Genomic DNA, 16,787 nt, shown 5'->3' with positions numbered 1-16,787 from the left:
TTTCACGATACCCTCACCTACGAATTCAGAGTAACCGCACATGCCACAGTTTTTTATTGAAAGACCCATTTTTGCCTGGGTGGTCGCGCTGGCCATCACCCTGGCAGGCTTGCTGGCGATTCCCAATTTGCCCATTTCCCAGTACCCTGAGGTTGCGCCGCCCGCGATTTCGATTTCTGCATCGTATCCGGGCGCATCGGCGGAAGATGTTTCCAATTCAGTGGCCAGTCTTATCGAAGACGAGCTGAATGGTGCCACCGGCTTGCTGTACTACGAATCAGTCAGTGACTCCTATGGTAATGCGCAGATTACGGCGACGTTTCAGGCAGGCACCGACCCTGAGCTTGCACAGGTCGACGTGCAAAACCGTATTGCCAACGTGACCTCCAGCCTTCCTGCAGCCGTGTTGCAGCAGGGTCTGCGGGTCAGCAAGGCCAATTCCAACTTCCTGCTGGTGGTTTCCTTGTCGTCCGATGACGGCTCCATAGATCAGGTCAATCTGGCCGATTACATCACGCGTAATATCCAGAACCCGATTTCAAGGGTGCCTGGCGTGGGTGATTTCCGGTTGTTTGCGGCACCCAAGGCCATGCGTATCTGGGTTGACCCGGCGAAACTGGTCGGTTTCGATATCAGTATGACCGAGGTCAATACGGCTGTCGCCCAGCAAAATCGCCAGGTATCCGCAGGTATTCTGGGCTCACCCCCAATCCGTCAAATCAGCGCGTTTCGGCCCCTATCGTGGTCAATGGCGAACTCTCGTCGGTCACAGACTTTGAAAACATCATTCTGCGTGCCAATCCGGATGGTTCAACCGTCAAGATCAAAGACGTAGCCCGCGTGGAAGTCGGTTCTGACAATTACCAGTTTGGCGCCCGTCTGAATGGCAAGACCACAGCCGCGTTTGCAGTTTCGCTCGCAACCAATGCCAACGCGTTGTCTACGGCGGAAGGCGTCAAGGCGCAAATGAAAGAGCTGTCAAAGTTCTTTCCGCCCGGCGTAACGTATTCGATTCCATACGACACGACGCCTTATGTGCAGATTTCGATCGAACAAGTCGTTCACACGCTGTTTGAAGCGATGGTGCTGGTCTTCATCGTGATGTATGTGTTCCTGCAGAACGTTCGCTATACCCTGATTCCGGCGCTGGTGGTGCCCGTGTGTCTGATGGGGGCATTCGCCATCATGTTGATGGCCGGGTTCTCGATTAATGTGCTAACCATGTTTGCCATGGTGTTGGCGATCGGGATTCTGGTTGACGACGCGATTGTGGTGGTTGAAAACGTTGAGCGCATCATGGTGGAAACGGGTTTGCCGCCCAAAGAAGCGACCCGGCTTGCCATGCCGCAAATCAGTGGCGCAGTCGTGGGCATGACCCTGGTGCTGTCAACAGTGTTTTTCCCGCTGGCGTTCATGAGCGGTTCGGTCGGGGTGATTTACCGGCAGTTCGCGGTGGCGATGGCGGTGTCCATTCTTTTCTCGGGGTTTCTGGCGCTGACGTTTACACCGGCACTGTGCGGCACGATTCTCAAGCCGATTGCCAAAGGCAGCCACCACGAAAAGAAGGGCTTTTTCGGGTGGTTCAATCGTTCGTTTGACAAGGTAACCGACCGCTACGAGGGTTGGGTAGGACGCAATGTCAAGCGCACAGGCCGTCTCATGCTGCTGTACGCTGTACTGTTGGGTGCGCTGGGTGTGTTCTACACCCGTTTGCCAACGGCGTTTTTACCGGAAGAAGATCAGGGGTATATCATTGCCAACATCGAACTTCCGTCCGGTTCGACCTCGAACCGCACCATGGACGTCATTCATAAAGTCGAAGACTACTTCATGAATGACCCGCGCGTCGAAAACATTGTGACGGTTCAGGGGTTCAGCTTCAACGGTAACGGTCTGAATGCCGCGCTGGCGTTCGTGCCGCTCAAAGACTTTTCCGAGCGTCCGGGTCCGGAAAATTCAGCCCAGGCAATCGCGGGTGCGGCGACCCAAAAGCTGTTGTTTGGTTTACCCGACTCCATGGTGTTTGCTATCGTTCCCCCAGCCATTTCGTCGCTGGGTAACGCGTCAGGCTTTGACCTGCGCCTGCAAGACCGTGGGGGTATGGGTAACGAGGCTCTGACCGCTGCAGCGCAGCAATTATTGCAGTTGGCATCGCAAAGTCCGATCCTGAGCAGCACCCGTATTACCGGTCTGGGTGCGGGGCCTGAACTGCAACTGGTCATTGACCGTGACAAGGCGGCAGCGCTCGGGGTGAACTTCAACGAAGTGTCTACTCTCATTTCAACCTCACTGGGTTCGGCGTATGTAGCAAAGTTCCCGAATGCCGGGCGGATGCAGAATGTTTGGGTGCAGGCCGATTCCGACGCCCGAATGTCGGTTGAGGATGTACTCAAACTGAACGCGATCAATAATCAGGGCAAGCCTGTACCGTTGGCGTCGTTCGTATCGGCCTCATGGGACCAGGGGCCGGTTCAGGTGGTTCGATATAACAGCTACCAGTCGATCCGTATTGGTGGTGGCGCGGCTCCCGGTTACTCAACCGGGGAAGCCATGGCCGAAATCGAACGCTTGATCGCACAGTTGCCATCCGGCATCGGTTACGAGTGGACCGGGTTGTCGTATCAGGAAATCCAGGCCGGTAACCAGTCTGTCATCCTGATGGGCCTGGCCATGCTGGTGGTGTTCCTGTTGCTTTGCGCACTGTATGAAAGCTGGGCAATTCCGGTTTCAGTCATGCTGATGGTGCCGCTGGGCATGCTGGGCGCCGTCGGCCTAGTATCGATGTTAGGGATGTCGAATGACGTGTATTTCTCGGTCGGCATGATTACCGTTATTGGTTTGGCCGCCAAGAACGCGATTCTTATTGTCGAATTTGCCAAAGATGCCTATGCCGAGGGCAAGGGGTTGCTTGAAGCGACTATCGAAGGCGCGCGTTTGCGTTTTCGTCCGATTCTGATGACGTCATTTGCCTTCATTCTGGGTGTGGTTCCTCTGGCGTTGGCGACGGGTGCGGGTTCGGCCAGCCAGAATGCCGTCGGTCTGGGGGTTCTGGGTGGTATGCTGGCGGCCACGCCGCTGGCCATGGTGTTTGTACCCGTTTTCTTTGTGGTCATTATGTCGATTTTCAAAACACGTCCAAAACTGTTGGGCAAAACTCCACAACCATCACAGGAACCTCGTTCGGGTGACGAAGGGGGCAGGCATGACACGTCAAGCACATCGACTCGCCATTATTCCCGCACTGCTGATTCTGGCGGGCTGCTCGTTGGCGCCAAAATATGAACGCCCTGCGGCGCCGGTGCCTTCGGCTTATCCCGGCGTCGGGGCAACGCAGGCGGTTTCGGCGCTCCCGGTCAGTGCATCGGCTGATCTCGGATGGCGTGACTTTTTCCGTGACGAGCAGCTCAAGGCCCTGATTGCGTTTGCGCTTGAAAACAATCGGGATTTGCGCGTGGCGGTGGGTCGCGTTGAAGAGGCCCGTGCCTTGTTTGGTATTCAGCAAAGCGAACGCCTGCCCACATTGGGTATCGGTGGCAACGCGTCAATTCAGGGCATGCCCGAGCCGTTGCGGGCCGGGGGGCCAATGCACCCAGCGTCAGCCGTGTGTATCAGGCCGGTGTCGGTATTACGGCCTTCGAGCTGGACTTCTTCGGTCGCGTGCGCAATCTCAGTGAAGCGGCCTATCAGCAGTATCTGGCGTCCGAGCAGGCGCAGCGCACGGTTCACCTTGCGCTGGTTGCTCAGGTGGCGGAAAGTTACTTCCGTTTGCGTGCCACCGAACTGCAGCGTCAGCTGGTTGAAAGCACGCTCAAGTCACGGCAGTCGTCCTATGACCTGATTCGTCAGCGTTACGATGCTGGCGTCGCGGGCGCCCTTGACCTTAATCAGGCGAAAAGCCAGCTTGAGCAGTCCCGGGCAGACTTGCAGGAAATCCTGCGTCTTGAGCAACTGGCACAAAATGCGTTGTTGCTGGTACTGGGCGGCACGCCTCAGAACTTGCCTGCAGCGTCGCCATTCGGGCACGAGCAGCTGGTCAGCGGCATTCCGGTAGGGTTGCCTTCCGATCTGCTGGTGCGTCGTCCTGATATCATCGGGGCCGAAAATGGTTTGCTGGCTGCAAATGCCAGTATTGGTGCGGCAAGGGCGGCATTTTTCCCGAATATCTCGATCACCGGAGTGCTCGGGTTCGCCAGCGGGGCTATGGGCGGTCTGTTCAGCGGTGCGAACCGTTTCTGGACGTTTACTCCCGACCTGAAAATGCCTTTGTTCTCGGGTGGGGTCGTCGGTCAGCTGGGTTTGGCTGAGGCGCGCAAGAATATCGCCGTATCGCAATACGAAAAAACCATCCAGATCGCATTCCGTGAAGTAGCCGATGCACTGGCCGGGGAAGCGACCTATGCCAGTCAGCTGGATGCTTTGCGGGCGCTTGAAGCATCTGCTTCCGAGTCCTTGAAAATCGCCCGTTTGCGCTATGAAAACGGCATTGACAGTTTCCTTCAGGTGCAGGCTGCCGAAGTGACGCTGTACAACGCCCAGCGTACGTTTTTGCAAACGGGTCTGAATTCGCTGATGAACCGGGTTGAGCTCTACAAGGCCCTAGGCGGTGGTTGGCTGGAACAAACCGTTGAAAATGGTTCAACGTCAGATAAAACAGCCATTGGTAATGAAAAGGCAGGATCATGATTGAATTGGGTGTCAATATTGACCACGTGGCCACGCTGCGCCAGCAACGGCACACGGTGTACCCTGACCCGGTTGAGGCGGCCGTACGTGCCGAACAGGCCGGTGCGGATCTGATTACCCTGCATTTGCGTGAAGATCGCCGTCATATTCAGGATGCCGATGTGTTCGCCATTCGGTCACGTGTGCTGACCCGCATGAATCTCGAGTGCGCGATCACACCTGAAATGCTCGATATCGCCTGCCGCGTGAAACCGCACGATGTCTGTCTGGTACCCGAAAAGCGTATCGAACTGACCACCGAAGGAGGGCTTGACGTACGCGAACATTTTGCACAAGTCAATGCGGCGATTCGTCAACTGACTGCCGCAGGAATCCGGGTATCGTTGTTCATTGATGCCGATGTCGAACAGATTCAGGCAGCGTCTGAAGCGGGGGCCACAGTTATTGAGTTGCACACGGGTACGTTTGCCGAGGCTGCCGAGGGAAGCGATGAACAGGCGCGCGAGCTTGCACGCATCGGTCAGGGTGTGGTTGCCGGTGTCAAGTACGGCATGCGGGTTAATGCCGGTCACGGTTTGCACTATGGCAATGTTCACCATGTGGCTGCCCTGCAGGGTGTTTCTGAACTTAATATTGGTCATGCCATTGTGGCGCGCGCGGTATTTGACGGTTGGGAAAAGGCGATTCGCGACATGAAAGCGCTCATGGTTCTGGCCGCACGCCCCTGAGCCCATCCCGACCGTTCTTTTTCAAGCGTGTGGCACGCGCACGCTGTAGAAAATAGGGGTTGTCTGTAATTTTTTCAAAACAGGCTTCCCGCGCTTTGTTAGCTCTGCTCGATGAGTGTTTTATCAAGGATTTTCATGATGTCTACCGCTGCTGTTAATTTTCTGCTGTCCCGACAATCTGTCAAGTTTGTGCAGTCACCGGGGCCAGCGCCCGAGCATCTTGACCTGATTTTGCAGGCGGCCATGACGGCACCCGACCATGGCAAGCTGCGTCCGTGGCGCTTTTCCCTCATTCGTGACGACGCGGTAGTTCGGTTGGGCGAACTGGCAATACAGGCATCCCGTCGGGCCGGCAAACCCCTTTCCGAAGAGAAAGAGGTGGGGATACGCAAGTGGTTGTCCAAGGTGCCTTTGCTGGTTGCCATGGCCTGCCGTATTGATCACAGCAATACAAAAGTGCCGGAGCACGAGCGCGCTCTTGCTGTGGGCGTGGCTGCGGGCAATATGCTTAACGCTGCCCATATGCTGGGTTACGGCGCGTTCTGGAGCACCGGTCTGGGTACCTATATTGACGAGGTGACCGAAGCGCTGGGCTATGACTCCCTTGATTATCAGTTTCTGGGTTTCATGGCGATTGGTACGCCCATCATGCCACCCGAGCCGGTGGTACGCCCCGATTACCACGAGTTTGTTACCGAGTGGAAATAATGCGGGATTACGTCGCCGATATTGCCATTATCGGAGCCGGTACGGCGGGCATGGGGGCCTACCGTGTTGCCAAGGCCTCTGGTCAGCGTGTCGTCCTGATTGAAGGGGGCCTTACGGAACAACGTGCGCACGTGTTGGTTGCATGCCGTCCAAGCTTCTTATTGCAGCCGCCGAGGCGGCGCATCATGCCCGCCATACGACGCCTTTCGGTGTGCATGTCGACGGGGCCGTGCGGGTTGACGGTGTTCAGGTCATGGCACGCGTCAAATCAGAGCGTGATCGTTTTGTGGGTTTTGTACTGGAAAGTATCGAAGGGTTCGATCCCGCAGACCGTATCCGCGGTTATGCGCGTTTTCTCGACGATACAACGCTGCAGGTCGATGACCATACCCGTGTCACTGCGTCGCGCGTCATTATTGCGACCGGTTCGTCTCCCGTTGTCCCTGAAATGTACCGTTCACTGGGCGATCGGGTTGTCTTCAATGATGATGTTTTCGAATGGGATAATCTGCCAGAACGTGTCCTGGTGGTAGGCCCCGGTGTCATCGGGCTCGAACTGGGGCAGGCCTTATCCCGGCTGGGTGTGGATGTCACTGTCGTGGGCCGCAGCGAGGGTCTGGCGGGCATTTCTGACCCGTTGGTTCGCCAGCAGGCACTGGCAGCGTTCAGTGACGAGTTTCCCGTGCATTTGCGTGCAGACGTTGTCGCTGTCCGGCGTGAGGGGCAAGAGGTTGAGGTTGACCTGTGTACGCCTCAGGGGCCTCGACATTGCGCGTTGATTACGTGCTGTTGGCGGTTGGCCGCTCACCCAATCTGAATGGGCTGGGTCTTGAACACACCGCCATGCGCTTTGATGAGCGCAAGATGCCGGTTTTTAACCGGCAAACCTTGCAGATTGAAGGGGTACCGATTTTTTTGGCAGGCGATGTAAACGCCCAATGGCCTTTGCTGCATGAAGCCGCTGATGACGGGCGGATTGCGGCCGAAAATGCCGTCCGATACCCTGCCGTAATACCGGCCCGGCGTCGCGCACCCCTGTCGGTTGTATTTACCGACCCTCAGGTCATGAGTGCGGGCCAGCGCTACGCGCAGCTGGATGAAAACAGCATTGTCGTGGGTGCTGTTGATTTTTCAGGGCAGGGACGCTCGCGGGTCATGCTGAAAAACCGCGGCATGTTGCGGGTATATGCAGATAAGTCCAGCGGCCGGTTCCTGGGCGCTGAAATGGTGGGCCCTGCGGCCGAGCATATTGCGCATTTGCTGGCCTGGTCGTACCAGCAGGGGTTAACGATTGCGCAGATGCTGGATATGCCCTTTTACCACCCCGTTATCGAGGAAGGCCTGCGTACGGCACTGCGTGATGCAGCGGCACAGTTGCAACCTTAACGTGCCGTTGTCAACAAAGGCCTGACGCCGTTTGCCAGGGCCTCGACCGTTTCACTGTCAGACGCCAGCAGTGCAGCTTTCCCTTTGCCGTCAAAGATATATACCCCGCGGCTGTGGGCGACTTCGTAGTTGTTGGGGTCGTTATTGCGGGGTTTTTCAATCTGGTAGGCCACGCGGTAGCGCCGTGCCAGTTCAGCCACCTGTTTTTCTGACCCGGTCAGGCCAATGGCGTGGTTATCAAAGGCTTCGACATACGCTTGCAACTTGTCGGGCGTGTCGCGATGCGGGTCGACACTGACGAACAGGATTCTGACCTTGTCAGCGTCGTCGCCCAGCAGATGCATGACCTGAGACAGTTGAGCCATTGTGGTGGGGCAGATGTCGGGGCAGCTGGAGTAGCCAAAAAACATCATGACGACCTTGTCCCGAAAGTCGGCTTCGGACAGGGGTTTTGATCCGGGACCCACCAGGTTGAACCTCAGGTCGGGCAGAAAACCGCGAACCGGGTGAACCTGGGTTTCACGCGGGGCATCGTCGGCAATGGTTTCGTTCATCGCCTGCGCCATTCCGGGTTGGCCAAAGAGGGTAGCGGCCAGCATCGAGGCCATCAGAGAGTGTTTCAGTACACGCATGGTTACCACCTGAAATAGTATCGATATCGAGGGTGAGGCCGCGGGCCACGTTCTGCACAGTCTTCGTCATGGCGACTTGAACGCAGGCGCAACCCGTGGCGTATCCCGCAATCGCCCTCAGGCTGTTTCGGCTTCCGGCTGTTCCGCCATACCGGTATGACGCAGCAAGGCATCAATTTTGGCATCACGGCCCCGGAATGAGCGGAACGATTCGGCAGCAGGGCGGGCTCCACCGACCGCCAGAACCTCATCGCGGAAACGGCGCCCGGTAGTGGGGTCAAGCGTGCCGGTCTCACCAGAGACACCAGCGGCCTCTTCGAAGGCTGCATAGGCATCTGCCGACAATACTTCAGCCCATTTATAGCTGTAATAACCTGCCCCATAACCGCCTGCGAACAGGTGCGAGAAATTGTGCGGGAAGCGATGCCATTCCGGCGGGAACGTGACGGCAACTTCCTGACGTACCGCATTCAGGGTGGCCATGACCTGGGCAATCGGCAGCCCGTTGGCCTGGTTGTGGATCAGCATGTCGAACAGCGAGAATTCAATCTGACGAATGGTTTGCATGCCTGACAGGAAGTTGCGCGCGGCCACCAGCTTGTCGTACAACGCGCGAGGCAACGGTTCGCCAGTAACGGCATGTGCCGACATCTGCTGAACCACCGGCCATTCCCAGCAGAAGTTTTCCATGAATTGCGAGGGCAGTTCGATGGCGTCCCACTCGACGCTGGCGAAGGGCGATGCACCGGGGTCATCAACGGTTGACAGCAGCGCATGCAGGGCATGACCCGCTTCATGGAACAGGGTGATGACGTCGTCATGGGTGAGCAACGACGGCTTGCCATTGCCTGGTGGTGTGAAGTTGCAGGTCAGGTAAACCACCGGGGTTAGTATGCGGGCGTCGACACGGCGTCGCGTGCGTTCGCTGTCGACCCAGGCACCACTTTGTTTACCCTGGCGCGCGTACAGGTCGAGCATCAGATGACCGCAGGGCTCGCCGTCGCGCAGCACTTCAAGAACCCGGACGTCGTTGTGCCAGGCGTTGATGCCGGTATCGCGTACCTCTACACCAAACAAGGTGTGGGCCACCTTGAACAAACCTTCAATAACGCGAGATTCGGTGAAGTATTGCTTGACCTCATCTTCAGAGTAGGCGTAACGGGCTTCGCGAAGACGTTCGGAAACGTAGGCATTGTCCCAGGGCTCAAGGGTGTCCAGCCCCAAATGCTCTTTGGCAAAGGTTTTCAGGGCGGCGAGGTCGCGCTGTGCCCATGGTTTGGCACGATCTGCCAGTTCGCGCAGGAATGTCAGCACCTGTTCGGCCGAGTCGGCCATGCGTGTTTCCAGTCGCATATGGGCGAAGTTTTTAAAGCCCAGAAGCTGCGCTTCGCGGGCCCGCAGCTCAAGCAGCTGTTCGATAAGGCCAGTATTGTCGAAGGCCGGGTCGCCCTGGTCGGACGCCAGGGTGCCATAGGCGCGGTACAGTGTTTCGCGTAAAGCACGGTCTTTGGCGTACTGCATGACTGGCAGATAGCAGGGCATTTTAAGGGTCAGGCGCCAGCCGCTTTGACCGTGCTGTTCGGCATCGGTGCGCGCGGCGGCCTGAACGTCTTCAGGTATGCCGTCCAGCCGCGTTGCATCGTCAATCAGATACGACCATTGGTCAATCGCATCAAGCACGTTTTCGGAGAATTTCTGGGAGGCCTGGGCCTGGGCGTCGGAGATTTGCGCGTAATCTTCACGTGCGGTACCTTCCAGTTCGACGCCACTGAGACGGAAGTCACGAATGGCCAGCTGGATGATGCGCTGGCGAACGGGGGTAGCTGGCTGAAGCTTTCGCTGCGCTGCAGGCGAACATAATGCTGGTACAGGCCTTTGTGCAGACCAATCCAGGTGGAAAGCTCGGTAACCTGCGGCAAACAGCGGTTATAGGCTTCACGCAGTTCGGGGGTGTTGACAACCGCGTTCAGGTGGCCGGCGACCGACCAGGCCCGCCACAAGCGTGCGGACACGCTTTCAACCGGGTCGATCAGGGCGTCCCAGGTTGAAGGCGTTTCGGGTGCGGCGACGTTGTCAATGATTGAACGCGTCTCGATGATAAGGGCCTGGATGGCCGGCTCGATGTGTTCTGGCCGGATGGCGGCGTAATCGATCAGCGCGTCGATAGGCGCGAGCAACGGATTTTGAGTCATGCGGAAACCTTGGAAACAGCAGGGTAAGCGGCGTCTGCCCCGACAAGCCAGTGCCGGGGCAGCGAGTCATGGCTTGTTAGACACGCAAGCCGGCGCTTCGTTCCGCGGCTTCGAGCGTATTGACCAGCAGCATGGCGATGGTCATGGGGCCGACGCCGCCGGGTACCGGGGTGATGGCGGCGGCCACCTGGCGAGCTGAGTCGTAGTCAACGTCACCGGTCAGACGACCGTCAGGCAGGCGGTTGATACCGACGTCGATGACGACGGCGCCGGGCTTGACCATATCGCCACTGATCATGTTGGGGCGGCCGGTGGCCACGACCAGTACATCGGCACGTCGGGTCTGGGCCGCCAGATCGCGTGTTTTGGAATTGCAGATGGTGACGGTGGCACCGGCCGCCAGCAGCAGCATGGCCATGGGCTTGCCAACGATATTGCTGGCACCGACGACAACGGCCTCTGCACCGCGCAATCCAACGTTTTCAGATTCGAGCATTTTCATCACGCCATAGGGCGTGCATGGGCGAAACAGTGGCTGACCGGTCATCAGTAACCCGGCATTGCTGATATGAAAACCGTCGACGTCTTTTTCAGCGGCAATGGTTTCAATGACCTTGGCGGCATCAAGGTGAGCAGGCAGGGGCAGCTGGACCAGAATGCCATGAATGGCCGGGTTGACATTCAGGCCTTTGACCACATCGAGCAGCGCTGTTTCAGTGATGTCGGCAGGCAGGCGAATCACTTCAGAATGCAGGCCAGCTTTTTCACAAGCGGCCGCCTTGTTGCGAACATACACCGTCGAGGCCGGGTCTTCACCCACCAGCACTACGGCCAAACCGGGCGTGACGCCTTTGGATTTCAGTTCGGTGACGCGCAGGGCTACGTCGTGTTTGATGGTGTCGGACAGGGCTTTGCCATCGATGATACGTGCGGTCATACGGGGTTCCTTCGGCGCCTGCCAGTGCGATTTTCATCAGGTCGGCAACAGTTGTGACCTGCAGTTTTTCCATGATGTTGGCCCGGTGAGCCTCTACTGTCTTGATGCTGATGTTCAGGTCGCCGGCGATTTGCTTGTTCAGACGGCCCGCCACAATGCGTTCCAGCACTTGCTGTTCACGTGAGGTCAGGCGGCTGAGGACGGCCTGATGGTTCTTTTGGGCCTGCGCCTTTGATGCGTTTTCGGCGGCTTGTTCCAGCATGCGGGCAACGATGTCACGAAGGTCGGATTCGTTGAACGGTTTTTCAAGAAAATCGACGGCACCTTTCTTGATGGTAGACACCGCCATGGGCACATCGCCGTGTCCGGTGATGAACACGATGGGCAGGGGGCATTACGCGCAATAAGCGCCTCTTGCAGTTCAAGCCCGCTCATGCCGGGCATACGAACATCGGCGATCAGCACGCCGATTTGTTCCGGATCGTAGGTTTCGAGAAATACTTCAGCGCTTTCAAACGCCTGGACCTGATAGCCATTGGCTTCGAGCAGCCAGCGCAACGAGTCGCGTACAGCCTCGTCGTCGTCGACAATAAAAACAGTATCAGAAACAATGGTGGTCATGCTTGCAACTCCTGGTGATTCACTTTCTGGGCCGGGTCTTCCTGGGCAGCACGGGGCAGTGTGAACCGGAATATCGTACCCCCGTCGGGGTTGGCCGCCGCCCACAGACGACCATGGTGTGATTCGATGATGGTGCGACAAATATTCAGGCCCATGCCCAGGCCTTCCGACTTGGTACTGTAAAACGGTTCGAACAGGCGTTCGGGATCTTTCAGGCCATGGCCGCGATCAATGACGGCGACTTCGATGATGGGCGACTGATCGGTAACAACAACGTGCAGTGTGCGATATTCGCTGTGCTCCATGGCTTCGACGCCGTTCTTGAGCAGGTTCAATAATACCTGTTCAATCAGAATCGGGTCGGCCAGGACGTCGGGGATGTCATCGGGCAGATCTTTTTCAATGGCCACCTGACGCTTGCGGGCGTCAATGTCTGCGAATGATATGGCATTGTCAAGAATCCGGCTGACAGGAACCCGTTGGCGACGTGGTTCGCTGCGTTTGACGAATTCACGGATACGGCTGATGATTTTTCCGGCACGTTCGGCCTGGCGCGCCCCTTTTTCGAGTGCTTCCAGTAACATTTCCGGTGTCGCCTTGCCGGCCTTGATCATGGCGACCGCACCCATGTTGTAGTTGGCAATTGCGGTCAGTGGCTGGTTCAGTTCATGCGCCAGCGATGATGCCATTTCACCCATGGTGGTCAGGCGGCTGGTGAGCTGGATCTTTTCTTGCTGGATGCGCGATTCTTCTTCGTGATTGCGGCGTTCGGTAATATCACGCGCAACCTGCAAACGTACGCGGCGCCCGTCTGTCCAGGCCAGCATGCGATGCTGTACCTCAAACCAGCGTTGTGCGGAATTGGAGTAGGTTTCAATCAGTTCGTCGGTGAAACGGCCCAGCCGTCCGCCCAGCAGTTCGCTGTGCCCGGCCGACTGGGCGCCAAAGAAACGGCGGTACGTGCGGTTGGCAAACAGCAATTCAAGGCCATCGGGCGTGTCAGCCACGACTGAAATGGCATCGTCCAGACCTTCAAGCACCGTCATGAAACGTTCATGCGCGGCCGTCAGGGCTTCGCGAATGCGCTTGGGCTCGGTGATGTCGGTCATCGAGGTCATCCAGCCGATTTGCTCGCCATTGGGATCGCGCAAGGGTGATACGTACATGCGGGCCGTGAAGCGTGATCCGTCGCGCCGCTGGGCCTCAATTTCAAGCCCGCTGCTGGGGGTGCGCCCGGACAGCAGCAAGTCAAGTGTTTCCTGATGCTCGGCGTGCCGGCCAGGAATCCAGTAAGGGAAGGGGTCGTGCGTCCGATCAGGTCGGCTTCATTCCAGCCGATCATGCGGCAAAATGCCGGATTTACGTAGGCAATACGACCTTGCATGTCAAAGACCCGCATGCCGGTGGACATGGAGTTCTCCATGGCGCGTCGAAAGCCGGTTTCAGCCAGAAGGGCCGCTTCGGCACGAGTTCGAAAACGCGTGTATCGCCACAAGGCCAGCAAACTGACCACGATCACCAGTGACAGGGCAACGACCAGCATCAGCAACCGTTGCTGGCGGACTTCCTGGTCGATGGTGACGAACATGACGCTGTCGTTCTGGATACGTTGCATCCAGAAAAAGCCCCCATGACGCACAAATACAGAATGAGGACGATGAAAGGCGTGAGCCAGTACCAGCCCCGCCGTTTTTGGGCCTGCTCATAGAATGTAGTGGGAATGAGGGACTTTTTGGGTGCAGTGGCCATAGCGGAAGCGCGCTGAAATAAAGGGGTGCGCACGTTTCAGGGCATTATTTTATATGTTTGAGAAAAATGCGTATTGCTGCAGCCCAAGTGTGAATCCGGTTCGTTCCGAGTCCTGATGAGGACTGTCGGCATGAGGGTTGGCCACAGTTTTCGCATACGGGGTGGGGCAGACCACAGTTTTCACAGGCTCGCAATGAGCGTGCGTTGACATGATGGACTGGGTTTCGTCTTTGCTATTTTCATGAATTTTCATAGACATATTTCATAATACGAAAAGCTATGCCATAAAGTGAAATTTTGCTTGCTGAAAGCTGAACACTTTCCTAGAATGGCGGCAATTGCAGGGTAAACGGCGCGTTTTCGTGCGCCTGTATAACGTGCTACAACAGACGCCACGATTCCATCGGGCTTGGTTCCACATAAACACAGGAGACTCCTAATGTCCTCTCTTGAAAAGGTCGGTATTGCCACGCAAGCCGATATTGACGCGGTCGAAACCCAGGAATGGCTTGATGCCCTCGAAGCCGTCCTGGAACAGGAGGGTCCTGAACGTGCCCACTTCTTGCTTGAGCGTCTGGTTGATCTGGCGCGCCGTTCCGGTGCGCATATCCCGTTTTCGCCCAATACGGCCTACGTCAATACGATTCCTCCAGGTCTTGAGCCAGGCCACCCCGGTAACCTTGAGCTTGAGGCGCGTATTCGTTCGTATGTGCGCTGGAACGCCATGGCGATGGTGGTGCGTGCCAACCGTCACAACCCGCCCGATGGCGGCGACCTTGGCGGACACATTGCGTCATTTGCCTCGTTGGCGACCATGATTGGTTGCGGCCAGAACCATTTCTGGCACGCTGAAACTGAAGATCACGGTGGTGATCTTGTGTATTTCCAGGGCCACAGCTCACCCGGTGTCTATGGGCGTGCTTTTCTTGAAGGACGCCTGACTGAAGAGCAGCTGGACAATTTCCGCCAGGAAGTGGATGGCAAGGGCTTGTCGTCGTACCCGCACCCCAAACTCATGCCCGAATTCTGGCAGTTCCCGACCGTATCCATGGGTCTGGGCCCGATCACGGCCATTTATCAGGCCCGTTTCCTGAAGTATCTGCATGCCCGTGGCATTGCCGATACCAGCAAGCGTAAAGTCTGGGTGTTCTGCGGTGACGGTGAAATGGACGAGCCTGAATCGCTGGGTGCCATCAGTCTGGCGGCGCGCGAAAAGCTCGATAATCTGATTTTCGTCGTTAACTGCAACCTGCAGCGCCTTGATGGCCCGGTACGCGGTAATGGCAAGATCATTCAGGAACTGGAAGGTGACTTCCGCGGCAGCGGCTGGAATGTTATCAAGCTGCTGTGGGGCGGTTACTGGGATCCGTTGCTTGCCCGTGACAAGGAAGGCATTTTGCGCCGCATCATGGAAGAAACCGTCGACGGTGAATACCAGGCCTACAAGGCCAACGACGGCGCCTACGTTCGCGAAAAATTCTTTGGCAAACACCCCAAATTGCTGGAACTGGTCAGCCGCATGAGCGACGAAGACGTCTGGCGTCTGAACCGTGGTGGTCACGACCCTCACAAGGTGTATGCCGCATTCCATTCAGCGGTCAACCACAAGGGTCAGCCCACCGTTATTCTGGCCAAGACCATCAAGGGTTACGGTATGGGTCAGGCCGGTCAGGCCAAGAACCCTTCGCACCAGCAAAAGAAACTGGATCTCGAAACCATTCGTGGTTTCCGCGACCGCTTCAACATTCCGGTGCCCGACGACAAGCTCGAAGAGTTGCCGTACATGAAACCGGCCGAAGATTCGCCCGAAATGAAGTACCTGCACGAGCGTCGTCGTGCGCTGGGCGGTTACCTGCCCAAGCGCCGCACGCGTGCTGACGAGCAGTTCAAGGCCCCCGCGCTTGATACATTCAAGGCTGTGCTTGAACCCACTGCAGAAGGCCGTGAAATTTCAACGACACAGGGGTTTGTCCGCATTCTGAACCAGATTCTGCGTGACAAAGAACTGGCGCCGCGCGTGGTTCCCATTCTGGCTGACGAATCGCGTACTTTCGGTATGGAAGGCTTGTTCCGTCAGATCGGTATTTATGCCCCCGAAGGCCAGAAATATGTGCCGGTCGACAAAGATCAGGTCATGTACTACAAAGAGTCCGCTGACGGTCAATTGTTGCAGGAAGGCATTAACGAAGCGGGTGCGTTCAGTTCCTGGATTGCGGCGGCCACGTCGTATTCCAGCAATAACCGCATCATGATCCCGTTCTTTATCTATTACTCGATGTTCGGGTTCCAGCGCATCGGTGATCTGGCCTGGGCGGCCGGTGATATGCAGGCGCGCGGGTTCTTGCTGGGCGGCACGGCAGGGCGTACCACCCTGAATGGTGAAGGTCTGCAGCACGAAGACGGCCATAGTCACATCATGTCGGCGCTGATTCCGAACTGCGTGTCGTACGATCCGGCTTTTGCGCACGAGCTGGCTGTCATCATCCAGAACGGCCTCAAGCGTATGGTTGAAGACCAGGAAAACGTCTTCTACTACATCACCGTAATGAACGAAAACTACGCCCAGCCTGGCCTGAATGCCGGCGACGAAGAGGGCATCATTCGCGGCATGTACAAGCTCAAGAGCAATGGGTCGGGCAAGCTGCACGTTCAGTTGATGGGTTCCGGTACCATTTTGCGTGAAGTGCTGGCGGCTCAGGAACTTCTGGAAAAAGACTGGGGTGTGACTTCCGACGTCTGGAGCGTTACCAGCTTTACCGAGCTGCGTCGCAACGGTCTTGACTGTGAACGCGAACGTTTGCTGCGTCCCGACGCCAAAGACTTGCCGGTGCCTTATGTCACACAGCAATTGCAGGGTACGCAAGGCCCGATCGTGGTGTCCACCGACTACGTCAAGCTGTTCGGTGATCAGGTACGCCCGTTCATCCCCGACAACCGCCGTTTCACCGTGCTGGGTACCGATGGCTTTGGCCGTTCTGATTTCCGTGCCAAGCTGCGTGAACACTTCGAGGTCGACCGCCGTTTTGTAACGATTGCAGCCTTGCGTGCACTGGCCGACGATGGTCTGTTCCCGCTTGAAAAAGTGGCTGAAGCCGTTCGAAAGTATGGCATCAACCCCAACAAAGCCAACCCGCAATACGCCTGAGGGAGA

At 57.1% G+C, this 16,787-nt stretch carries 5 protein-coding genes and 6 pseudogenes; 6 read left to right on the top strand and 5 right to left on the bottom strand.

Annotated elements, in window-relative coordinates; translation table 11 throughout:
• Window positions 1-40 precede the first annotated feature (40 nt).
• From N7E01_RS17915 to N7E01_RS17895, 5 genes and pseudogenes are all read left to right on the top strand, one after another.
• Window positions 41-3,282, top strand: a pseudogene (locus tag N7E01_RS17915) (multidrug efflux RND transporter permease subunit).
• Window positions 3,203-4,683 (top strand): annotated as a pseudogene (locus N7E01_RS17910) (efflux transporter outer membrane subunit). Before N7E01_RS17915 ends, N7E01_RS17910 begins: the two co-directional pseudogenes overlap by 80 nt.
• Window positions 4,680-5,411: a pyridoxine 5'-phosphate synthase gene (locus N7E01_RS17905; RefSeq protein WP_289173862.1), complete on the top strand. Its 732-nt coding sequence runs from the start codon at window positions 4,680-4,682 to the stop codon at window positions 5,409-5,411. Before N7E01_RS17910 ends, N7E01_RS17905 begins: the two are co-directional and overlap by 4 nt.
• A gap of 138 nt (window positions 5,412-5,549) precedes the next feature.
• On the top strand, window positions 5,550-6,119 hold the full coding sequence (locus tag N7E01_RS17900; protein WP_289173861.1) for a nitroreductase family protein: 570 nt from the start codon (window positions 5,550-5,552) through the stop codon (window positions 6,117-6,119).
• A pseudogene (locus tag N7E01_RS17895) lies at window positions 6,119-7,505 on the top strand (dihydrolipoyl dehydrogenase). Before N7E01_RS17900 ends, N7E01_RS17895 begins: the two are co-directional and overlap by 1 nt.
• Here N7E01_RS17895 and N7E01_RS17890 read toward each other — a convergent pair.
• The 5 genes and pseudogenes from N7E01_RS17890 to N7E01_RS17870 form a co-directional block, all read right to left on the bottom strand.
• The gene (locus N7E01_RS17890) at window positions 7,502-8,071 is read right to left on the bottom strand and encodes an SCO family protein (RefSeq protein WP_289175855.1); all 570 of its coding nucleotides are present in this window, start codon (window positions 8,069-8,071) and stop codon (window positions 7,502-7,504) included. The pseudogene N7E01_RS17895 and the gene N7E01_RS17890 sit on opposite strands and share 4 nt — an antisense overlap.
• Before the next feature lie 183 nt (window positions 8,072-8,254).
• Window positions 8,255-10,329: pseudogene (locus N7E01_RS17885) on the bottom strand (M3 family metallopeptidase).
• Window positions 10,330-10,405: 76 nt separating this feature from the next.
• Window positions 10,406-11,266: a bifunctional methylenetetrahydrofolate dehydrogenase/methenyltetrahydrofolate cyclohydrolase FolD gene (gene folD, locus N7E01_RS17880; RefSeq protein ID WP_289173859.1), complete on the bottom strand. Its 861-nt coding sequence runs from the start codon at window positions 11,264-11,266 to the stop codon at window positions 10,406-10,408.
• A gap of 10 nt (window positions 11,267-11,276) precedes the next feature.
• A pseudogene (locus tag N7E01_RS17875) lies at window positions 11,277-11,887 on the bottom strand (response regulator transcription factor); the annotation flags it as partial.
• Window positions 11,884-13,636, bottom strand: a pseudogene (locus N7E01_RS17870) (PAS domain-containing sensor histidine kinase). The pseudogenes N7E01_RS17875 and N7E01_RS17870, both read right to left, overlap by 4 nt.
• A 439-nt stretch (window positions 13,637-14,075) precedes the next feature.
• On the opposite strand from N7E01_RS17870, the gene aceE reads away from it, so the two are divergent.
• The gene (gene aceE, locus N7E01_RS17865) at window positions 14,076-16,781 is read left to right on the top strand and encodes a pyruvate dehydrogenase (acetyl-transferring), homodimeric type (RefSeq protein WP_289173857.1); all 2,706 of its coding nucleotides are present in this window, start codon (window positions 14,076-14,078) and stop codon (window positions 16,779-16,781) included.
• The last annotated feature ends 6 nt before the right edge of the window (window positions 16,782-16,787 follow it).

Origin of the sequence: Neopusillimonas aromaticivorans (assembly GCF_030344915.1) — a bacterium.
Classification (GTDB): Bacteria; Pseudomonadota; Gammaproteobacteria; order Burkholderiales; family Burkholderiaceae_B; genus Neopusillimonas; species Neopusillimonas aromaticivorans.
Note: the sequence above shows the minus strand (reverse complement) of the source record. Positions and strands in the feature narration are given on the sequence as shown.

Excerpts from the sequence above, each read along its gene's own strand:
- folD (WP_289173859.1), bottom strand. The coding sequence starts at position 11,266 with ATGACCGCACGTATCATCGATGGCAAAGCCCTGTCCGACACCATCAAA.
- aceE (WP_289173857.1), top strand. The coding sequence starts at position 14,076 with ATGTCCTCTCTTGAAAAGGTCGGTATTGCCACGCAAGCCGATATTGAC.
- N7E01_RS17905 (WP_289173862.1), top strand. The coding sequence starts at position 4,680 with ATGATTGAATTGGGTGTCAATATTGACCACGTGGCCACGCTGCGCCAG.
- N7E01_RS17890 (WP_289175855.1), bottom strand. The coding sequence starts at position 8,071 with ATGGCGCAGGCGATGAACGAAACCATTGCCGACGATGCCCCGCGTGAA.
- N7E01_RS17900 (WP_289173861.1), top strand. The coding sequence starts at position 5,550 with ATGTCTACCGCTGCTGTTAATTTTCTGCTGTCCCGACAATCTGTCAAG.